Annotated in this window: 13 protein-coding genes and 2 tRNA genes; 5 read left to right on the top strand and 10 right to left on the bottom strand. The window is 66.9% G+C overall.

The features are described 5' to 3' along the window. The coding region (locus GOARA_RS07335) for a class I tRNA ligase family protein (RefSeq protein WP_007321701.1) at nt 1–1,326 on the bottom strand (1,326 nt) is incomplete at its 3' end. Between the two features lie 91 nt (nt 1,327–1,417). Between GOARA_RS07335 and GOARA_RS07330 the strand changes: the two genes are divergently transcribed. Next, the gene (locus GOARA_RS07330; protein WP_138947587.1) at nt 1,418–1,873 is read left to right on the top strand and encodes an LppU/SCO3897 family protein; all 456 of its coding nucleotides are present in this window, start codon (nt 1,418–1,420) and stop codon (nt 1,871–1,873) included. Nucleotides 1,874–1,942: 69 nt separating this feature from the next. Here the strand turns inward: GOARA_RS07330 and clpX are convergent, their stop codons facing one another. The 6 genes from clpX to GOARA_RS07300 form a co-directional block, all read right to left on the bottom strand. Next, nucleotides 1,943–3,223, bottom strand: coding sequence for an ATP-dependent Clp protease ATP-binding subunit ClpX (gene clpX / locus GOARA_RS07325; RefSeq protein ID WP_007321699.1), 1,281 nt, complete (start codon nt 3,221–3,223; stop codon nt 1,943–1,945). A 148-nt stretch (nt 3,224–3,371) separates the two neighbouring features. Then, entirely contained in the window at nt 3,372–4,049 is a 678-nt protein-coding gene (locus tag GOARA_RS07320) for an ATP-dependent Clp protease proteolytic subunit (RefSeq protein ID WP_007321698.1), read from the bottom strand. Nucleotides 4,050–4,097: 48 nt separating this feature from the next. Next, nucleotides 4,098–4,691, bottom strand: coding sequence for an ATP-dependent Clp protease proteolytic subunit (locus GOARA_RS07315; protein ID WP_083834810.1), 594 nt, complete (start codon nt 4,689–4,691; stop codon nt 4,098–4,100). Nucleotides 4,692–4,942: 251 nt separating this feature from the next. After that, entirely contained in the window at nt 4,943–6,289 is a 1,347-nt protein-coding gene (gene tig, locus GOARA_RS07310; protein ID WP_007321696.1) for a trigger factor, read from the bottom strand. A 40-nt stretch (nt 6,290–6,329) separates the two neighbouring features. After that, nucleotides 6,330–6,403, bottom strand: a tRNA-Pro gene (locus tag GOARA_RS07305). Nucleotides 6,404–6,484: 81 nt separating this feature from the next. Next, nucleotides 6,485–6,555 (bottom strand) — tRNA-Gly (locus GOARA_RS07300). 325 nt (nt 6,556–6,880) lie between these two features. Between GOARA_RS07300 and GOARA_RS07295 the strand changes: the two genes are divergently transcribed. Further along, nucleotides 6,881–7,546: a L,D-transpeptidase gene (locus GOARA_RS07295; protein ID WP_007321695.1), complete on the top strand. Its 666-nt coding sequence runs from the start codon at nt 6,881–6,883 to the stop codon at nt 7,544–7,546. A gap of 130 nt (nt 7,547–7,676) precedes the next feature. After that, nucleotides 7,677–9,731 carry a protein kinase domain-containing protein gene (locus GOARA_RS07290; protein WP_007321694.1) on the top strand — a complete coding sequence of 685 codons (2,055 nt, stop codon included), beginning with the start codon at nt 7,677–7,679 and terminating at the stop codon, nt 9,729–9,731. A gap of 7 nt (nt 9,732–9,738) precedes the next feature. Here GOARA_RS07290 and GOARA_RS07285 read toward each other — a convergent pair whose 3' ends face one another. Both GOARA_RS07285 and GOARA_RS07280 read right to left on the bottom strand, forming a co-directional pair. Next, nucleotides 9,739–10,563 carry an Fpg/Nei family DNA glycosylase gene (locus tag GOARA_RS07285; protein WP_007321693.1) on the bottom strand — a complete coding sequence of 275 codons (825 nt, stop codon included), beginning with the start codon at nt 10,561–10,563 and terminating at the stop codon, nt 9,739–9,741. Next, a complete protein-coding gene (locus GOARA_RS07280; RefSeq protein WP_007321692.1) occupies nt 10,556–11,029 on the bottom strand; it encodes a ribose-5-phosphate isomerase in 474 nt (157 codons plus the stop codon). Before GOARA_RS07280 ends, GOARA_RS07285 begins: the two co-directional genes overlap by 8 nt. A 22-nt stretch (nt 11,030–11,051) precedes the next feature. Here GOARA_RS07280 and GOARA_RS07275 point away from each other — a divergent pair, with 22 nt between their 5' ends. Beyond that, complete coding sequence (locus tag GOARA_RS07275; protein WP_007321691.1) at nt 11,052–12,083, top strand: M48 family metallopeptidase; 1,032 nt, start codon at nt 11,052–11,054, stop codon at nt 12,081–12,083. A gap of 12 nt (nt 12,084–12,095) precedes the next feature. Here GOARA_RS07275 and GOARA_RS07270 read toward each other — a convergent pair whose 3' ends face one another. Beyond that, entirely contained in the window at nt 12,096–12,698 is a 603-nt protein-coding gene (locus tag GOARA_RS07270; protein WP_007321690.1) for a DsbA family oxidoreductase, read from the bottom strand. Nucleotides 12,699–12,771: 73 nt separating this feature from the next. On the opposite strand from GOARA_RS07270, the gene pepN reads away from it, so the two are divergent. Then, nucleotides 12,772–15,348: an aminopeptidase N gene (gene pepN / locus GOARA_RS07265; RefSeq protein WP_007321689.1), complete on the top strand. Its 2,577-nt coding sequence runs from the start codon at nt 12,772–12,774 to the stop codon at nt 15,346–15,348. The last annotated feature ends 4 nt before the right edge of the window (nt 15,349–15,352 follow it).

The following is a 15,352-nucleotide window of genomic DNA, read 5'->3' as shown; positions in this document are numbered from 1 at the left end:
GGCAGGCGGCTCCTCCCCCGGTGCCGGGCAGACCACCTCGCCGTCGGGGCCGTACCAGATCGGGATCCGGTGTCCCCACCACAGCTGGCGCGAAATACACCAGTCGTGCATGTCGTCGACCCAGGCGAACCAGCGCGGCTCCATCGACCGCGGGTGAATCGCAGTCTCGCCGCCCCGCACCGCGTCGCCCGCACGCTTGGCCAGCGACTCGACCGCCACCCACCACTGCATGGACAGGCGCGGCTCGATCGGCTCGCCGGTGCGCTCGGAGTGACCGACGCTGTGCTGGTACGGGCGGACCTCCTTGACGATGCGCCCCTGCTCGCGCAGCGCCTCGCAGACGGCCTTGCGCGCCTCGAAGCGATCCATGCCGTCGAACTGGGTGCCGGTGTCGACAACCCGGGCCTGCTCGTCGAGGATCGTCGGCATCGGCAGGTCGTGGCGCTGTCCGATGGCGAAGTCGTTGGGATCGTGCGCCGGGGTGATCTTCACCGCGCCGGAGCCGAATTCGGGGTCGACGTAGTCGTCGGCGATGACCGGGATGGCGCGGTCGAGGAAGGGGTGCTCGAGTTCGGTGCCGACCAGATGCGCGTACCGCTCATCGTCGGGATGCACGGCGATCGCCGTGTCGCCGAGCATCGTCTCCAACCGTGTGGTGGCGACGACGATGTGCGGCTCGTCGTCGTTCATCGAGCCATAGCGGAAGGAGACGAGCTCGCCGTCGACGTCGGAGTACTTGACCTCGATGTCGCTGACCGCGGTCTGCAACGTGGGCGACCAGTTCACCAGCCGCTCCGCCTGGTAGATCAGGCCGTCGTCGAAGAGCTGCTTGAAGATCGTGTGGACCGCACGGGAGAGACCCTCGTCCATGGTGAACCGCTCGCGCGACCAGTCGACGCTGTCGCCGAGCCGGCGCATCTGGTCGCCGATGGTGCCGGAGATGTTCTTCTTCTCCTGCCATACGCGCTCGATGAATGCTTCGCGCCCGAGGTCGTCGCGGGTCTTGCCTTCTTCGGCGATCTTGCGCTCGACCATCGTCTGCATCGCGATCGCGGCGTGGTCCATGCCCGGCAGCCACAGCACCTCGTAGCCCTGCATCCGGCGGCGGCGGCTCAGGGCATCCATCAGGACGTGCTCGTAGGCGTGTCCCATGTGCAGAGACCCGTTAACGTTGGGCGGCGGGATCACGATGGAGAACGGCGGCTTGTCGCTCGACGCGTCCGCGGTGAAGTACCCCGCGTCTACCCAGCCTTGGTACAGCTCCTGCTCGTGATCGGCAGGATTCCAGGCAGCGGGCAGCGAGCTAGTCGCGTCGGGGGTAGTCACGGTGTCAATTCTAAGGATGACCAAGCAGGTGGCGCGCAGGGGTGCGGTTTGTACGATGCAGCCGTCACAACCGTCCGACCGAGGTGAGACCATGACGATCCCTCCCCCACCCGATCAACCGCACCCCGCTGGTCCTCAGGCCAGTCCCGGCGCGCCGATTCCGCCGGGTCAGCCGCCGCGGAAGAAGAAAAGCAGGCGCTGGTTGTTGCTGGTCGCTGCGCTCCTCGGGCTCGCACTGATCGGCGGGGGATGCTTCGCGATACGCGCTCTGGAAGAGGCGGCACCCGGACCGGGAGACTGCATCGCGTTCCGTGCGCCTCACGACAAAACCAACATCGATCAGCGGCCGGTGCCCTACAAGATCGATTGCGGTTCACCCGAAGCGGAGTACAAGATGCTGAGCAGCTCCCGCACCAACCACAGCTGCGCGCCCGGCAACCGCATGTACCAGTGGCGCAAGGTGAAGAACGGCCAGCTCGGCGAGCCAACGCAGACCTGGTGCCTGCAGCCGCTGCCCGGCGGCCCGAACCGGGCCCCAGCCCGCTGATCCCTCACAATTTCGTCGAGCCCGCATCGATCGATGCGGGCTCGGCGAAATGACGCTTGACTGGTGGGACTATGCGCTCTTGTCGCGCGGCTCGGAGCGACGGTTCTTGCGCGGCACGACCGTCGGCAACACGTTGTCGCGAACGGTTTCCCCGGTAACGACGACCTTCTCGACATCGTCGCGACTGGGGATGTCGTACATCACCGGAAGCAGAACCTCTTCCATGATCGCGCGCAGACCTCGCGCGCCCGTACCGCGATGGATCGCCTGATCGGCGATGGCCTCAAGGGCGTCGTCGCCGAACTCCAGCTCTACGTTGTCCATCTCGAACAGCTTGGTGTACTGCTTGACCAGCGCGTTCTTGGGCTCGGCCAGAATGTTGACCAGCGACTGCTTGTCGAGGTTCGTCACCGAGGCGACGATGGGCAGGCGACCGATGAACTCCGGGATCAGCCCGAACTTGATCAGGTCCTCCGGCATCACCTCGGCGAAGTGATCGGTCGTGTCGACCTCGTCTTTGGTGGCGACCTCGTTGCCGAAGCCGATGCCGCGCTTGCCGACGCGGTCGGACACGATCTTCTCCAAGCCGGCGAAGGCGCCCGCCACGATGAACAGCACGTTCGTCGTGTCGATCTGGATGAACTCCTGATGCGGGTGCTTGCGGCCGCCCTGCGGCGGCACCGAAGCCTGTGTTCCTTCGAGGATCTTCAGCAGCGCCTGCTGCACTCCCTCGCCGGACACGTCGCGAGTGATCGACGGGTTCTCGCTCTTGCGGGCGATCTTGTCGACCTCGTCGATGTAGATGATGCCGGTCTCGGCGCGCTTCACGTCATAGTCGGCGGCCTGAATCAGCTTCAACAGGATGTTCTCCACATCCTCGCCGACGTACCCGGCCTCGGTCAGCGCGGTGGCGTCGGCGATCGCGAACGGGACGTTCAGCATCTTCGCCAGCGTCTGAGCCAAGTAGGTCTTGCCGCAGCCGGTCGGGCCGAGCATCAGAATGTTCGACTTCGCGAGCTCGACGGTTTCGCCCGTCTTGACGTCCTTCTTCTCGCCGGCCTGGATCCGCTTGTAGTGGTTGTAGACCGCGACGGCCAGCGTGCGCTTGGCGTTGTCCTGGCCGATGACGTAGTTGTCCAGGAAGTCGCGGATCTCTACGGGCTTGGGCAGCTCGTCGAGTTTGACGTCGCTGTTCTCGGCGAGCTCTTCCTCGATGATCTCGTTGCACAGGTCGATGCACTCATCGCAGATGTACACGCCTGGTCCGGCGATGAGCTTCTTGACCTGCTTCTGACTCTTCCCGCAGAACGAGCATTTCAGCAGGTCGCCACCGTCTCCGATTCGCGCCATGGATACTTACCTACTTCCTGCTGACCGGTGCGGCGTCTCCCGCACCTGCGGGTGCCACGTTGGGTTTTGCCACCGCCGGTACTGGAGACGGTACCCGCGTCCCGTGGCAACTTCGAGCTACTTGGGGCGAATGTCGCGACTTGTGCCGCTACTTCTTCATCGACTTCTTCCGGTATCCGAACACCTCGTCGATGATCCCGTACTCCTTCGCCTGCTCGGCGGTGAGGATGTTGTCGCGGTCGGTGTCGACGCGGATCTTCTCCGGCGTCTGGCCGGTGTGGCCGGCCAGGATCTCGTCGAGGCGCTTGCGGATCCGCTCGATCTCGGCTGCCTGGATCTCCAGGTCGGACACCTGGCCCTGGTAGGCGCCTCCGGTGCGCGGCTGGTGGATCAGGATCGTCGCGTTGGGCAGCGCGGCGCGCTTGCCGGGCGTTCCGCCGGCCAGCAGGATCGCCGCTGCCGACGCCGCCTCACCGAGGCAGACGGTCATGATGTCGCAGTGCACGTACTGCATCGTGTCGTAGATGGCGAGCATGTCCGGCACGCTGCCTCCGGGCGAATTGATGTACATGGTGATGTCGCGGTCTGGATCCTGGCTTTCCAGGACCAGAAGCTGCGCCATGACGTCGTTGGCGACCGTCTGGTCGATCGGGGTGCCGACGAACACGATGCGCTCTTCGAACAACTTGGCGTACGGGTCGTACTGACGGTGCCCGGTCGGCGTCTGCTCGATGAAGCTCGGCAGGATGTAGCGGGCCTGCAAGTCCCGGTAGGCCTGCGCGGCCGTGCCGGCACTCTCGGCGGGGAGGTTCCCGTGGATGCTCATGGATGCTCTTTTCGAAAGTCGGGATAAGGAACGGGGCCGGTCGGAGTCTTAGAGCGACGTGACGACGTGGTCGACGAGGCCGTACTCCTTGGCCTCCTCGGCACGGAACCACTTGTCGCGGTCGGAGTCGGCCTCGATCTTCTCCAGCGGCTGACCGGTGTGCTCGGAGTTGAGGAGGTTCATCTCCTTCTTGGTGGCCGAGAACTGCTCGGCCTGGATCGCGATGTCGGCCGCGGTACCGCCGATCCCCGCCGACGGCTGGTGCATCATGATCCGCGCATGCGGGAGGGCGTGGCGCTTGCCCTTGGTTCCCGCGGTCAGCAGGAACTGCCCCATCGACGCGGCCATGCCCATCGCGTAGGTCGCGATGTCGCAGGGCGAGAGCTGCATGGTGTCGAAGATCGCCATGCCCGCGGTGACCGATCCGCCCGGCGAGTTGATGTAGAACTGGATGTCCTTATCGGGCGCCTCCGCGGTGAGCAGGAGGATCTGCGCGCACAGGCGGTTGGCGATCTCGTCGTCGACCTGGGTGCCGAGGAAGATGATGCGCTCCCGCAACAGCCGCTCGTACACCGAGTCGTTCAAGGTCAAGCCGGACAAGCCTGACGACATGGCGGGCGTGTGGATCGACGAAGTGCTCACGGTTCCTACCTTCGAAATCTGATTTCGCTGGACGTCCCCAGCGGTGAATCGTTGAAGTGCTTGCCTCGACCCTAACCAATGGCCGGGCCCAACCCTTCCCATTGACACGGGGATTCGCTTACAGCTAAACGGCCGACCAACGGCCGACCAACGACCCGGCCGACGGCGTCCGTTCACCACCACCGGGCCCAATGCCGACGAACCGGGCCGAGGATGTCCTCGGCCCGGTTCGTGTGGTCGTGCGGTGGCGGCTACTCCTCGTCGGCGCCGGCCTGCTGCGCCTCGCCGAAGAACTCGGCGGTATCGACGGTGGCGCCCTTGTCGTCGGTCACGGTGACGTCGTTGACGATCGACGCCAGCGCCTTGCCGCGCCGGGCGTCGGCGTACACGGCGCCGATCTGGTTGGCCTGCTGCAGCTGGTTGACGAACTCCTGCGGGGCCATGCCGTAGCGCTGCGCGGAGAAGATGATCTGCTGCGTCAGCTCCTCCTGGCTGATCTCGGTGTTCCGCTGGTCGGCGATCGCATCGAGCAGCAGCTGAGTGCGCACCGAACGCTCGGCCTGCTCTCGGGCGTTGCTCTCGAACTCCTCGCGCGTGGTGCCCTGGGCCTCCAGCAAACGCTCGAGCATCGCCTCGTCGTGGCCGATGCTGTGCAGCACCTGTTCCAGCTGCGCGTCGACCTCTTCGGAGATGACCTTCTCCGGCAGCGGGAACTCGACCTTCGTGAGCAGTTCGTCGAGCACCTTGTCGCGGATCGAATTGGCCTGCTCGATCTTCTGCGACTGCTCGACGCGCTCGCGTACCGACGCGCGCAGCTCGTCGACGGTGTCGAACTCACTGGCCATCTGGGCGAACTCGTCGTCGAGTTCGGGCAGCTCGCGCTCCTTGACGGCGCCGACCTTGACGGTCACGTCGGCATCGGAGTCGGCGAACTCACCGGCGACCAGCTTGGTCGTGAACTCGGCCTCTTCGCCGGCTTTCAGCCCCACGACCGCTTCGTCGAGTCCGTCGATCAGCTGGCCGGAGCCGACCTCGTGCGTGAGGCCTTCGGTCGTCGCGTCGGGCACCGGCTTGCCGTCGACGGAGGCCTCGAGGTCGATGGTGACGTGATCGCCGGTCTGGGCGCCGCGCTCGACGGCCTTGAGCGTCCCGAAACGCTCCCGCAAACCTTCGAGCTGCTCGGCGACGGCCTCGTCGTCCTCCTTGAGCGCGTCGACGGTGACCGACAATGTGGAGTAGTCCGGCAGCGTGATCTCGGGCCGCACGTCGACCTCGGCGGTGAAGGTTACCGGCTGGCCGTCGACGAGTTCCCCGAGCTCGATGTCGGGCTGGGTGATCGCCTTGACGTCGGCCTCCTCGATCGCCTCGGCGTACTTGGCCGGCAGCGCGTCGTTGACGACCTGGGCGAGGACGGCGTCGCGGCCGACACGGGCCTCGATCAGCTTCGCCGGGGCCTTGCCGGGGCGGAACCCGGGGATGCGGACCTGCTGGGCAAGCGTCGCGTAGGCCCGGTCGAACTCGGACGAGAGTTCCTCGAAGGGGATCTCGACGTTCAGCTTGACCCGGGTCGGGCTGAGCTGCTCCACGCTGGTCTTCACGCGCGTTCTCCTTATGGCTTGTGGATGGTTGTCCGTGCTGTCGGGATGACAGGATTTGAACCTGCGACCCTCCGCTCCCAAAGCGGATGCGCTACCAAGCTGCGCCACATCCCGTGGTCCGCCGAACCGGACGGCCGGCACCGGTTGCGCCCGCGCGGCGTGTCACCGCAGGTCCCGGCCAATCTATCGTCGCAGAGCGGGTGACGGGAATCGAACCCGCGTAGCTAGTTTGGAAGACTAGGGCTCTACCATTGAGCTACACCCGCGTGCATGCAGCGTCCTGGGATCACCAGAATCGCCGCGTGCGATGAACGACTGTACATCGTGGCGCCCCGTCCTCGAAATCGGGGCACTTCACTGAACTGCACGCACACAGTGGGAAAGTTCACATGCCGCGAATCCGCAGGACAGCCTTACTTTCCACTGATGTCGACGCTGCTCACCGCTGGTGCATACCGCTTGGGAAGTGGCTGTAATGAAACGTTTGTGCAACGATTAACGATGAAAAACCTGAGCTGGGACCAACCGCAAGGTGTGGTTCCCGCGGCACGACCAAGCCCGACGTCAATGAAATGTAAGGACTTCAAGAGAATGCTTAGCACTACCAAGCATGCTCGGCGCAGCGCTGCGAAGGGCGTTATCGCCGCCGTCGCCGGCGCGCTCGCCGTTGGGCTGGCGCTGCCGGCCTCCGCGGCCGCCGCACCCGTCACGATCATCCCGGGCCTCCCCCCGATCGAGATCCCCGGAGTGCCGGCCCCGCCGAAGCCGAAGCCCAAGCCGAAGCCCCAGGCCGGACCTCGCGTGCCGGCGATGCCCGCTGTGGCCAGCCGTACCGGCTGGGTCGCGCTGGCCGACGATTCGACGCACACCATCCACTGGTGGCGACACGGCGTGTGGAACCGCTCGATGCCCATCTCGATGGGCTCCAACAAGCACCCGACGCCCAACGGCACGTACTACACCAAGGAGCGCCGGCGCTCGATGTGGATGGACTCGTCCACCTACGGTGTGCCGGTGAAGTCCCCCGAGGGCTACCGCACCTTCGTCGAGTACGCGACGCGCATGGACTGGAACGGGATCTTCATCCACGGCGCACCGTGGTCGGTGGCCCAGCAGGGCCGCTCCAACGTGAGCCACGGCTGCATCAACATCAACATGGGCAACGCGAAGTGGGTCTTTGACACCATTCCTCGCGGCACGCCGATCGTCGTCCGCGGCACCGTCGGCGGCGGCAACTGGCGCACTCCGCGCGACTGAACGCCAACGCCGAACGCAAACATAAGCCGGGTCCCCTGCGGGGGATCCGGCTTATTGCGTCCGGCAATCACCCACCTCGTATTGTTTTCACGTGCGCCAACGCCGGCGCGATGACGTATCGGAGGACAGGATGGCGTTAGCGCCGGGCGACGTCTTCGCCGGATACCGGATCACCGATGTCCTGGGCTCCGGCGGGATGGGGACCGTATACCGAGTAGCTCACCCCCGGCTGGATCGCGACGAGGCGCTCAAGACAATCACACCGGCACCGGGGATCGAGGACGCCGGCGAACGCTTCCGCCGCGAGGCCAAGGCCGCAGCCAACCTCCACCACCCCGGCATCGTCACCATCCACGAGTACGGGGTCGACGGTGACATGCCCTGGTACACCATGGAGTACCTCGACGGCGACGACCTCGCGAAGGTCGCGGGACAGCTACCGGTCGGAGAGATCGCCGAGTCGATCGCCCGTGTCGCGTCGGCGCTGGACTACGCCCACGCGCGCAACGTCGTGCATCGCGACGTCAAGCCCGCCAACATCATCCTCACGCGCGGTGACGACGGGCGGATCGAGCGGGTGGTCGTCGTCGACTTCGGCATCGCCAAGAACGTCACCGACGCAACGCACCTGACGCAACCGTTCGCCCCGTTGGGCTCGCCGCCGTACATGGCACCGGAGATCATTCGGGGCGAGCAGGCCTCCCCGGCATCCGACCAGTACTCGCTGGCGGTGAGCGCGTATCAAGCGCTGACCGGCCACACTCCCTACAGCGGCACGACCGGCGAACTCATGGCGGCACACGCCTCGGAGGCGCCGCCGTCGATCACCCGCCACCGCCCGGATCTCGCCGCGGCCGACCCGGTCCTGCGACGGGCGATGGCCAAAGACGCCGCTGAGCGCTACTCGACCTGTGGCGAATTCGCCGCCGCCCTCGCAGGCGCACTGGCCGACCAGTCGCGCGAGACGCTCGTCCCCACCGGTGATGTCGCAGACTCCACCGGCCTGCCGGGCAAACCGAACGCACGCCGAAAGCTCCTCATCCTCGCGGCGGTAGCGGTGCTCGCGGTCGCGGCCACGGCTTCCGCGGTGCTCTGGCACCGCTCACAACACCCGATCCAACAGCCCGAGTGGCATGTGCCCAACCCACCGGGCCTGGCTCAGGGGTCGTGGACCCATATCGCTACGGCTGCCGACTTCGGGCTGCAGACCAAAGGTACGACCGTCTGCGGAATCGCCGCCGGAAAGGTGTACTGCTGGGGCACGGACAATTCACGCTTCCAACTCGGCAACGGCGGCGACAAGCCGCCGAACGGCACGTCGATGGTCGCCGGGCAGAAGGACGACTACGTCGCGACGGCGATCTCCGTCACCGGTGACTATTCGTGTGCCATCGCCGGCCCGAAGAAACAGGTGTCCTGCTGGGGCACCGGGCCGCTCGACGTCCGGGACGAGAAAGACAAGAACGACAAGCAGGGACCGATTCTGGATGCCGTGAGCGTCAGCGCCGCGCCATACCGGGCGTGTGCCGCGCTCGGCAACGGCGACGTGCAGTGCTGGGGCGCGACCAGCGACCTCATCCACCCGTACGGAGAGAAGAAGCCTCCGTCACGACGAGCCACCGACATCAAGGGCTTCCCCAATGCCAGCACGATCGTGACCGCCTCCCGTGCGACGTGTGTCGTCGAATCGAGGTCGGGATCGGTCTACTGCCACGGCCTGACGGCCACCGGCGCAGTTATCGACAACAAGGCGGACTTCGAGTCGTATGTGCAGATCGCCGGCCCGACGAAGGTCACCGGCCTCGCGTACGCGGATATGGGATCGACGTGGTGCGCCACCACCGCGGACAGCGTCTACTGCTGGGGCAACGGCGTCAACGGGCTCGTCGGCAATGGAAGGTCAGCCGCCGGTCCGTTCAGCCCGACGCGAGTCGACGGACTGGCCAATCCGACATCCATCGCAGGCAACATGGGCTACTTCTGCGCCGCTGCCGATGGTTCGGCCTACTGCTGGGGCGACGATGTGACGCACAGTGGGCGCCTCGGGCTTCCGCCCGGGGAGTACTACGTACCGACGAAGGTGCCCGGCCTCTCGAAGGTGACCGCGGTGGCCACGGGTATCGCCTTCGCCTGCGCGATCGCCGACGGTGAGCGGTACTGCTGGGGCAAGCCGCCCAAGGCCTGACGCCCGCTCATCCAGGCTGGCATCGCGGGCACCAGAACAGATTCCGGCCTTCCATGACCTCGTGGGCGATCGGCGTGCCGCACACACGGCACGGCTCGCCGGCTCGCCGGTACACGTAGGTGCGCGGACGGTCGGGCCGGTAGGACGGCGCGCCATGATCGTCCTCCGGGCGAATGACGTGCATCTGACCCCGCCGGACGCCGACCGGCATCAGCAGGAGCAGATCAGACCACAGGTCATCGAACTCGTCGTCGGAGATCGAGACCCCCGGTCGATGCGGGTTGATACCCACGCGGAAGAGCACCTCGGCGCGATACACGTTGCCGACGCCGGCGATCACCTTCTGGTCCATGAGCAGGGCCCCGATCGGACGCTTCGAGCGCTGGATGGCCGCGCGCGCCCGCAGCGGATCCGCGTCGGGCCGCAGCGGGTCCGGACCGAGCCGGGCGATCAGATCGTCGAGGTCTTCCGGCGTGTAGATCTCACAGGCGTTCGGTCCGCGCAGGTCGACGGCGGCGGTCTCACCCACTATCCGCAACCGCACCTGACCGACCGGCGGTCCGGGCGGGACGGGCAGTTCGTGGAAGGCCCCGTAGATCCCGAGGTGCACGTGGACCAGTCGGCGCGGACCCGACCGCGGCGTCGACTCCGGCGGCCGATACTCCTGAACCAGGTGTTTGCCCCAGGCCTGTGCGCGGTGGAACACCCACCCGTCGAGTAGCGCCGCCTCGTCGGCGAAGCGTCCTTGCGGGCTGCTCAGCGCCACCCGCTGCCCGCCGAAGAGGCGCCGCTGGCGCCGGGCGAGCCGATGGAGGGTGTGTCCCTCAGGCACCGGGCACGGCGGGCGCGACGCCGGTGCGCTCGTACTCGGCGAGGATGTCGATGCGGCGCTGATGGCGCTCTTCCTCCGACCACGGGGTCGCGAGGAAGGCGTCGACGATGGCCAGGGCCTCGGCTTCGGTGTGCATCCGGCCGCCGATGCCGATCAGCTGAGCATTGTTGTGCTGGCGCGCGAGTTCGGCGGTCTCGACGCTCCAAGCCAGGGCGCACCGTGCGCCGGGAACCTTGTTCGCGGCGATCTGCTCGCCGTTGCCGCTACCGCCGAGCACGATTCCAAGGCTGCCCGGATCGGCGACCGTCCGCGCGGCGGCGGCGATGCAGAACGCCGGATAGTCGTCGAGCGCGTCGTACTCGTGGGCGCCACAGTCGACGACTTCGTGGCCCGCGGACCGCAGATGGTCGGCGATGCGGTTCTTCAATTCGAATCCGGCATGGTCAGCACCCAAGTAGACACGCATGGCGCCACTATAGTTTGGTGTCGTGGTGAATCCAGAAACGACCCCTGGCCTCTCGTCCCCGATTCCGTCGGTCCCCGGGATCCCCGCGGGACCGGCGCCCGAGCCCAAAGAACTGCCCGCCGACGCGCATTGGCTGCCGCCCGCGCGCTACGCGAACGTTCCGCAGCGCCACCCGTGGGAGATTCCCATGCTGGTGGTGGTCATCGTGTTCACCCTGGTCGCCTATCTGGCCGTGATCGTCAACGTCATGTTGAGCAACTTGAGCGCGACCTTCCTCTCGCTGCTGCTGCTGCCCGCGCTACTCGCCATCGGCCGCGGCATGACTTATGCGCGCCCACGGGTCAACGGCGTCCAGATCACGCCGACGCAGTTCGGCGAGGCGTACGCGATGGTCGCCGACGCGGCCGCTCGGTTCGGCCTCGAGTACATTCCCGACGCCTACGTGGTCAACGGGAACGGAGTCATCAACGCGGGCGCGTCCGGCCACGGGTTCCGCCGGTTCGTGATCATCAACAGCGACCTGTTCGAAATCGGCGGCCAGGCCCGCGACCCGGAGGCGCTGCGTTTCATCATCGGCCACGAGGTCGGACACATCGCGGCCGGCCACACGTCGTACTGGCGGCAGCTGAGCACGGCGTTCGGCATGCCCATCCCCATCCTCGGCAGTGCGTTGTCGCGCGCGCAGGAGTTCACCGCCGACAACTACGGCTACTACACCCAGCCGTCGGGTGCCCCGGGGGCGATGGGCGTGCTCGCCATCGGCAAGTACATGCTCCGCGCGGTCGACTTCGACCAGTTCGCCGACCGGGCGACGCAGGAACGCGGCCCGTTCGTCCATCTGGTGAACGCGCTGGCAAGCCATCCCGTTCTGACCTGGCGGGCGGCCGCGCTTCGCGACCGGACCAAGTCCGGCGCCATGTGGTTGCGGCCGTCGGCGGTCGTGCGCGGCGCGGGGAGCGGAAACGCCGTCCCGATCGCCCCGCAGCCGCTACATCCGGCCGCGGTTCCCGACGGCTACCTTCCCAACGGGATGGTCTCGCAAACCCGGCCCTAGCCGACGCCGGGCTCAGTCGAAGGCGGGGTCCTCGGTCCGCGTTCGCTTGAGTTCGAAGAAATGCGGATTCGACGCGACGGCGACAACACCGTCCCAGAGGGTGCCGGCATCCTCGCCGCGCGGGATCCGCGACAGCACCGGTCCGAAGAAGGCGACGTCGTTGACGTGGATTGTCGGGGTGCCGACGTCGTCGCCGACCTTGTCCATGCCCGCGTGATGGCTCGTGCGGATGGCCTCGTCGAACTCCGTGGAGTCGGCGGCCGACGCGAGTTCGGCGGGCAACCCGACGTCGGCGAGGGCTCCGGCGATCACCGATCCGAAGTCCTGGTCCCCCTGGTTGTGGATCCGGGTCCCCATCGCCGTGTATAGCGGGGCCAGAACCTCGTCTCCGCGGTCCGCTGCCGCGGCAGCGAGCACCCGAACCGGTTGCCAGGCGTTCTTGAGGGCCTCGCGGTATTCCTCGGGGATGTCTTTGCCCTCGTTGAGGACCGCCAGGCTCATGATGTGGAAGTTCACATCGATGGGACGTACCTTCTCGGCTTCCAGAATCCAACGGGACGTGATCCAGCACCACGGGCACAGCGGATCGAACCAGAAATCAACACGATTGGTCATGGGTCCGTTGTACTCCCCCGCCGAACAGCACGCACCAGGTGCTGCTCTTGCCATCGTCGTTAGTCTGTAACGCGTGACTGCGCCGAACCTCACCCGTGACCAAGCCGCCGCTCGCCGCGATGTTCTGACCGACGTCGCCTACCGGATCGACCTCGACCTCACCGACGGTTCCGGCAAACCCGGCGAGCAGACCTTCCGCTCGACGACGACGATCACGTTCGGCGCTCGCCCGGGGTCGGAGACGTTCATCGACCTTGTTGCGCCACAACTGATCTCGGCGACGCTGAACGGCACGCAGCTCGACGTCGACGGATACGACGAGGAGGTCGGCCTCGCCCTGCCCGGCCTTGCCGAGCACAACGAACTCGCCGTCGTCGCCGATTGCGCCTACTCCAACACCGGCGAAGGATTGCACCGATTCGTCGACCCCACCGACGACGCGGTGTACCTCTACTCGCAGTTCGAGACCGCCGACGCCAAGCGGATGTTCGCCTGCTTCGACCAGCCGGACGTGAAGGCCGTCTTCGACGTCACCGTCACCGCGCCGGCCGGCTGGCAGGTCGTGTCGAACGGCGCGACGGCGACGGTGACCGACAACGCCGACGGCAGCGCCACCCATACCTTCGCCGCGACTCCCCTGCTGAGCACCTACCTCGTCGCCCTGATCGCCGGGCCGTACCACCGGTGGACGGACGCCTACACCGACGAGCACGGCACCATCGACCTCGGGCTGTTCTGCCGCGAGTCACTCGCCGAGCACATGGACGCCGACCGGCTGTTCGCCGAGACGAAGCAGGGATTCGCGTTCTACCACCGCAACTTCGGGATCCCCTACGCCTTCGGCAAGTACGACCAATTGTTCGTCCCCGAGTTCAACGCTGGGGCCATGGAGAACGCCGGCGCGGTGACCTTCCTGGAGGACTACGTCTTCCGCTCGCGTGTCACCAACTACCTGTACGAGCGCCGCGCGGAGACCGTGCTGCACGAGATGGCCCACATGTGGTTCGGCGACCTGGTCACCATGCGCTGGTGGGACGACCTGTGGCTCAATGAGTCCTTCGCGACATTCGCGTCGGTACTCTGCCAGGCCGAGGCGACCGAGTACACCGGGGCGTGGACCACCTTCGCCAACGTCGAGAAGTCGTGGGCGTACCGCCAGGACCAGTTGCCCTCGACGCATCCCGTCGCGGCCGACATCCCCGACATCGCCGCCGTGGAGGTCAACTTCGACGGCATCACCTACGCCAAGGGCGCGTCGGTGCTCAAGCAGCTCGTCGCCTATGTGGGGCTGGAGCCGTTCCTGGCCGGGCTGCGCGACTATTTCGCCGCCCACAAGTTCGCCAACGCCACCTTCGACGACCTGCTGGCCGCGTTGGAGCGCTCCTCGGGCCGGGACCTGTCGGACTGGGGTGCCCAGTGGCTGAAGACGACCGGCCTGAACGTCATGCGTCCCGACTTCGAGATCGCCGACGGCAAGTTCACCCGCTTCACCGTCGTGCAGGAAGGGGCGGCACCCGGCGCGGGCGAGACCCGCGTGCACCGGATGAAGGTCGGCGTCTACGGCTCCGACGAGCGCGGCAAGCTGGTGCGCCGGTCCGTGGTGGAACTCGACGTCGAAGGCCCGCGCACCGACGTCGGCGACTTGGTGGGCGTCGATGCGGGTGAACTGGTCCTGCTCAACGACGACGACCTCACCTACGCGTCCATCCGGCTGGACCCGGCGTCGCTGCGGGTGGCGATCGACCGCATCGGTGACATCGCCGATCCGATGCCTCGCACGCTGATCTGGTCGGCGGCCTGGGAGATGACCCGCCAGGCCGAGATGACCGCGCGCGACTTCGTGGACCTCGTGTCACGCGGGATCGCCGAGGAGTCAGAGATCGGTGTCGTGCAGCGCGTGCTGCTGCAGGCGACCACGGCGCTCGACTCGTACGCCGATCCGGAGTGGGCGAGAACCCAGGGCTGGCCGTCCTTCGCGGCGCGGCTGCTGGAGTTGGCGAGGACCGCCGAACCCGGCTCCGACCATCAGCTCGGCTTCCTCAACACGCTGCTGACCGGGGTGATCGCCGACGATCAGAAGGCGTTGCTGCGCGGTCTGCTCGACGGGGACGATCCCGCGTCGCACGGCCTAGCCGGCCTGGCCGTCGACACCGACCTCCGGTGGCGGATCGTGAAGGCGCTGGCCACCGCGGGGGCCGTCGACGCGACCGAGATCGACGCGGAGTTGGAGCGCGACTCGACTGCCGCCGGTCGCCGCAACGCGGAGGCGGCCCGCGCCGCACGGCCCACCGCGGAGGCTAAGGCCGCAGCATGGACTGCCGCGATGACCGACGACTCGTTGCCCAACATCACCGTGCGGTCCATCGCCGAGGGGTTCGTCCGCCCGGGACAGGCGGAACTGCTCGCGCCCTACGCCGACCAGTACTTCGCGACGGTCGCCGACGTCTGGGCACGACGTTCGAGCGAAGTCGCCCAAACCGTGGTCGTCGGGCTCTACCCTGGCTGGGACATCAGCGACGATGGACTCGCCCGTGCGGATGCCTTCCTCGACGAGGAGCACCCGCCGGCGCTGCGGCGGCTCATCCTCGAGGGCCGCGACAGCGTCGCCCGGGCGCTGCGAGCGCAGCGGTTCGACCGCGGATCGCAGTAGCTTC

Source organism: Gordonia araii NBRC 100433, assembly GCF_000241265.1.
GTDB classification, from domain to species: Bacteria; Actinomycetota; Actinomycetes; order Mycobacteriales; family Mycobacteriaceae; genus Gordonia; species Gordonia araii.
This window is presented reverse-complemented; position numbering and strand designations above follow the sequence as displayed.

What these genes read in the sequence shown, in the direction of transcription:
- GOARA_RS07330 (WP_138947587.1), top strand. Translation starts at nt 1,418, where the DNA reads ATGACGATCCCTCCCCCACCCGATCAACCGCACCCCGCTGGTCCTCAG.
- clpX (WP_007321699.1), bottom strand. Translation starts at nt 3,223, where the DNA reads ATGGCGCGAATCGGAGACGGTGGCGACCTGCTGAAATGCTCGTTCTGC.
- GOARA_RS07320 (WP_007321698.1), bottom strand. Translation starts at nt 4,049, where the DNA reads ATGAGCATCCACGGGAACCTCCCCGCCGAGAGTGCCGGCACGGCCGCG.
- GOARA_RS07295 (WP_007321695.1), top strand. Translation starts at nt 6,881, where the DNA reads ATGCTTAGCACTACCAAGCATGCTCGGCGCAGCGCTGCGAAGGGCGTT.
- GOARA_RS07290 (WP_007321694.1), top strand. Translation starts at nt 7,677, where the DNA reads ATGGCGTTAGCGCCGGGCGACGTCTTCGCCGGATACCGGATCACCGAT.
- GOARA_RS07280 (WP_007321692.1), bottom strand. Translation starts at nt 11,029, where the DNA reads ATGCGTGTCTACTTGGGTGCTGACCATGCCGGATTCGAATTGAAGAAC.
- GOARA_RS07270 (WP_007321690.1), bottom strand. Translation starts at nt 12,698, where the DNA reads ATGACCAATCGTGTTGATTTCTGGTTCGATCCGCTGTGCCCGTGGTGC.